The organism is Actinomadura logoneensis, from assembly GCF_003428695.1.
Classification (GTDB): Bacteria; Actinomycetota; Actinomycetes; order Streptosporangiales; family Streptosporangiaceae; genus Spirillospora; species Spirillospora logoneensis.
On sequence record NZ_QURH01000150.1, the window covers coordinates 1 to 5115 of the forward strand.

At 72.4% G+C, this 5115-nt stretch carries 3 protein-coding genes; 1 reads left to right on the forward strand and 2 read right to left on the reverse strand.

Going from position 1 to position 5115, the window contains the following annotated elements; all coding sequences use genetic code 11:
- Window positions 1–330: 330 nt before the first annotated feature.
- The gene (locus DZF91_RS07965; protein WP_117356841.1) at window positions 331–2910 is read right to left on the reverse strand and encodes a VIT domain-containing protein; all 2580 of its coding nucleotides are present in this window, start codon (window positions 2908–2910) and stop codon (window positions 331–333) included.
- On the reverse strand, window positions 2907–3671 hold the full coding sequence (locus DZF91_RS41885) for a MerR family transcriptional regulator (protein ID WP_235834147.1): 765 nt from the start codon (window positions 3669–3671) through the stop codon (window positions 2907–2909). Before DZF91_RS41885 ends, DZF91_RS07965 begins: the two co-directional genes overlap by 4 nt.
- Window positions 3672–4296: 625 nt before the next feature.
- Here DZF91_RS41885 and DZF91_RS07975 point away from each other — a divergent pair.
- A partial coding sequence (locus DZF91_RS07975; RefSeq protein WP_407920895.1) for a coiled-coil domain-containing protein occupies window positions 4297–5115 on the forward strand: 819 nt, incomplete at its 3' end.

The following is a 5115-nucleotide window of genomic DNA, read 5'->3' on the forward strand; positions in this document are numbered from 1 at the left end:
CCGCCCCCGCCCCCGCCCCCCGGTCAGACGAGCCTCCCGCCCGCCCCAAGCAACCCTCCGCCCGCCTTCAGCTCGATAACACCCGGCCGACAATCGCTACCTTCGGAGCACCCGCGCGCGAAGGCACCAGCGTCTGCGGCACTCGGCAGGTCAGCACCGTGAGCCGACTCCGCGCGGGTGGGTTGGGCCCCCGGTGCGGGAGCTGGGGTGGTGTGGCGGGCGCTCCTGATTTCCTCCTTCTTTCTGGGCCGCAGTTCGGGGGTGCCGGGCTGCGGCCCAGGGCTTGCGGCGCATGCTTGGTCCCGGGCTCGTGGAGACTCCGCTTGGTCGCTATTGGGGGCGCTTCCAGAAGGGGGTGCGCGGTGCGGGGGTGTTCGTGGTCAGGTCTTGCAGGGTGGTGATGGCCTCTTCCCAGATGTCGGTGGGGCTGGGGGACGGGAACTCCGTGGTCGGCTGGATGAGGGCGCGGATCTTCTGTGCGAGGTCATCCAGGGACGCGCGGACGGGCGGAGTCAGGACCAGGCCGCTCGACAGCAGCCAGGTCAGGAACGGCAGGAGCTGAGTTTCCAGGTGGGACGCGCGGTCGGTGTCCTGGACCGTCTTCATGCGGTCGAGCTCGGCCCTGAGGTGGCGCGCCACCTCGATCGACGTCCTTCCGGACGAGGCCGGACGTGCCCGGCGGCGAGGCGTCGGCCCGGACGGCGGTGCGGACGGCGGTGCAGGCTCTGATGGGGACGGCGGTGCGGGCGCGGGTTTCGGGGCGGAGGGCGGGGGGCCGGCGGTGAGGAAGTCGGGGACGTCGTCGTCCTCGGCCGCGCTCGCGGAGGCGTACACGTCCATGTGAGGCGGCGGGGCGCTGCGGCTGCTTCCTCTCAAGGGGGCCGCGGGCGCCATCCTCGGCGGGGGCGGCGGTCCGCTGGGGGCTCCGGGAGCGGCGGGGAAGGCACTGGCGCTCGCGCTGTCCGCGTAGGGGAGGGACATGACCGAGGCGCCGTAGGCCTCGGCGGGAGCGGTGGCCCCCGCCCAGCCGTCGGGGACGTCCACAGGCTGCGTCACCTGGTGCGGTTCCTGTCCGTCGGTGACGACGCGGCTGTCCACGGCGACGAAGGCGGTGAAGCGGCACAGGACGCCGAAGGTGAGCGACGTGTCGACGATGTCCTGTTCCAGACTGGCCGAGCCGCCCGCGGCGTAGCGGTCCTCCAGGTCGCGGAGGTGGGCGCGGGCCCACAGGGCGGACGCCATCGGGGCGTCGGTCACGACGGCTCGCGCCCGGTACTCGCGTGGTGAGCCGCTCGGGGTGCGGCCGTGCAGCGTGAGCGAGCCTCGGGCGGGGCCCCGGTACCGTCCGCGCACGACGAGGGGGACACCGGGGAAGAGCGCGCCGAGCCGCAGGGGAGTGATCGTGTCGTTGACGAGCTCCAGCCCGTCCGGACGCAGCGACAGGTCGGTCAGCAGCGGCGCGCCGATGCGGTGGTGGACGCCTTCCATCGCTTCGTCCAGCCGGTCTTCGGACTCGACCAGTTCGCAGTGGCCGCCGCCGGCGGACGCCAGTCGGCGCAGGAAGCCGGCGTTCACGGCGCGGTCGATGCCTACCGTGTGGATGCGCACGCCGCGGAGCTCGCGGCTCAGGCGGTTCAGGATCTGGTCCTCGTTGCCGACCTGGCCGTCCGTCACCAGCACCAGGACACGGTCGCGATCGGAGCGGGACCCGGAGAGCAGGTCGCACGCCCTCTGCAGCGGCGCGAGCATCTCCGTGCCGCCGCGGGCGTTCACGGACGCCAGATGCTCGACGGCGCGGAAGCGGTTGCGGTCGGTGGCGTCGGAGAGACCGGACCCCAGGTCCGGCGGGGACTCGACGAGGTTGTCGAACGACAGGACGGCGAAGCGGTCGGCGGGCGTGAGGGTGTCGACGATGCGGGCGGCGGCGCGGCGGGCCGCGACCATCTTCCAGCCCTCCATGCTGTACGAGCGGTCGAGCACGAGCACGACGTCGCGCGGTCGGGCGTGGCCGGCCTCGGCGGACGGCAGGACGGTCAGGCTGAAGGTGCCCTCGTCGCCCTGGGCGTCGGGGGTCAGGGCCAGTGACGCGGCGCCGGTGACGGCCGTGTCGAAGACGAAGCGCAGGATGAAGTCGCGGTTCAGACGTTCGCCGGGCTGGAGGCGCACGGTCGTGTGCGAACCCGCTGTCTCCTCTGCGACGACGTGCAGGGCCGAGCGGATCTCGGAGAGCGGCAGGTCGCCCGGGTCGACGTCCACCGCGAGGGAGAGCGCCACCGGGTTGGGGAAGCCGGGCAGCAGGACGGGCGGGGTGATGCGGGACGCGTCGGGCACCGCGTCGGTGTCGGAGGCGACGCCCGTTCCGGCCGCCTCTTCGGCGAGGGGCGCGCCGGGGATGTAGCGGGGCGCGACGACCAGGGGGAAACGGAACGTCGCCTCTCCGCCGGACCCGCCGGCGACGGACTCGTAGGGAAGCGGCTGGCTGAGCGCGAGGCGCACCGTCACACGCTCGCCCGGCAGGATGTTGCCGACGCGCATGGTGAAGACGTCGGGCCGGTCCTCCTCGGCGATGGCCGCGCGGCGGCCCGTGGCGATGGCGGTGTCGTACTCCCGGCGGGCCTGCCCGCGTTCCTTGAGGACGCCCTCGACCACGCGGTCGGCGGCCTCCATGCGCAGCGACGTGACGGCCGCCCGGTCGGGCAGCGGGAAGACGTAGGTCGCCTCCAGCGGAACGTCGAAGGGGTTGCGGAACCCCTGCACGACGGTGACCGACGCGGCCAGGCCGGTCACGGCCGCGTGGACGTCCACCGAGTCGAGCGGCAGGTTGCCCTTCTCGGTGCGGAGCGCGCCCAGCCCTCCGTCCGGAGTCGGAGGGGCGGCGGGTTCGGGGAGCTGGGTGATGCGCACGGTCACTGGTGCCTCCCGGGAGGGTGGTGGGGCGATCCGACACGGTCGGCCTGGTCGAGCAGGCCGCGCCGCCGGAGGGTGTCGAGCAGTGGTGCGGCCGAACGCGCGATCGCGGCGAGGTCGTCCTCACCGAGGTGGCGCGTTTCGACGACGACGGTCACGCCCGGGGCGAGCCGGATGCCCTGGACGATGTCGGGCGCGAAGACGGGCGGGGCGCCCGATTCCGGCTCGCGGTGGATGTGGGGGCTGGGGCGCACGGACCAGAAGCCGTCGCGAGGACGGGCGACGTCCATCTCGACAGTGTCGCGCCGGGCGTCCCGGCCCCTCCTTTCGCCGCGCGCGGGGCGTTCCGCAGCCGAGACGGTGTCTTCCGCGGCGTCGGCGAACTCCGTTTCGGGTGCGTCCTCGGGTGACTCCGCCGGCCGCCGCCGTTCGGTCTGAGCGGCGGTGCCGTCGTCCAGCTCGGCGAAGCCGCGCAGCACGGAGTCGGGCGCGCCGGCCAGTTCGACCTGGATCTCGGCGATCGACCGTCCGAGCGCCTGACGCCGTTTGACGGCGAGGAGCTGCAGCAGGTGCCGCGGCCCGTAGAGGGCGGTGCGCCCCCGGCGGCCGAGCGGCGGATCGAGCAGGCCGATGCTCGTGTACCAGCGGATCAGCCGCTCGTTGGGCAGATCGCGGACGCGCCCGTTGACCTGCGGCACACCCTCGGCGGCCAGGGAGGCCGCCGCGTGCTCCGCCAGTTCGCTGATCGTCCAGGTCTCGTCCACATCCCGACTATGACACTGTCATCGTGACACTGTCAAACAGAGTCGTGCCTCACTTGCCTATAAGACCGGTTCATCCGAAAAATCACGGATAGGGCGAGAGATGGTAAATGCGGTCGTTCGTTGCGAGGTCGTCCGCGAGTCACAGGCGCCTGTGCGGAGGTTGCGCCGTCTTCGGGTGCCAGAAGCCGCGATTCAAGTGGCCGAAAAGCGCCAGGATCGTCCAGAAATAAGCCATGGCAGCCCGCCGATCCAAGCGATTTTGTGGGCGGTGGGCCGGACGGTGCGCCAAAGCCAAAAAGGAGCTGGTTTGCCGGTGACGCGCCGTAAACCGCCGAGACTCGCCCAGTTCAGGAGGGTTCGGACGGCCGTCCGCGAAAATCATCGGCCTCCTGGACCGCTGCCCCTGCCTCTTCCGTTAGTGCCGAATACCCGGAGCAGAGGTGCTTGCACAGATGACCTGGCGGGTTGTCTCCGCAAACTCCATCCGGGACCGATCCCGCCGGATCGCCGGAAACGTCGTTGGGGCCGCGGCGGAAGTTCATATCCAGCCGTGGGCGAATTACTGTGCGTGGTTACTGCTTGCCTCATTGCGCTTTCCGGCAAGGGGAGGACCGTGTCTCCAACAATGCGCACTCCTGCACCCCGTCGACGAACGAACGTCGCCTCTCGGGAGGCCGCCCTGCGGCTGGCCGCCGCCACCACCGGAATCACCGTCGGCCTGACCGTCCTGCCCGCGCCCGCGCGAGCCGCGTTCGCGCTCACCGCCGCCCGCGTCGTCCACAGGCCGTCGCCCAGCGCCGACGACGTGGCCAAGAGCAAGGACGAGGTCCGCCGGAAGGCCGAAGAGGTCGGACGGGCCAAGGCGCAGCTCGCCCAGGCGGACGGCGAGCAGGACCGCCTCGCCGTCGCCGCCGAAACCGCGATCGAGCGGTACAACGGCGAGCAGGTGAAGCTGCAGCGCTCCCAGCAGGCGTACCAGGCGGCGCAGAAGCGCGTGTCCGAAGCCGAGCAGCGCTACGCCGACGCCCAGCGGCAGCTCGCGTCCTTCGCCGCCGACGCCTACCGCCAGAACACCGGCTCCGACCCCTGGGCCGCGGTCATCGCGGGGGAGGGCGGGCCCCAGGGCTTCATGGACCGGGCGGGGATGGTGGAGGTGCTCGCCAGGCGCCGTAGCGAGGCGGTCAAGCACGTCGAGACGTCCCGCATCGTGGCGAACGTGTTCCGCCGCCAGGCCGAGCGGGCCTACCGCGACCAGCAGGCGGCCACCAGGCGCGCCGAGGAGGCCAAGAGCGCCGCCCAGCGGATCCTGGAGCAGCAGAAGGCCGTCGTGGCGCGCGTCACGGACCAGAAGAGGAAGCTGGAGCAGAGCCTCGGCGCGGCCCGGGCCCGCTCGGCCGACCTCGCGCGCCGGCGCGAGGCGGCGCTCGAGGCGAGCCGGGCGCGG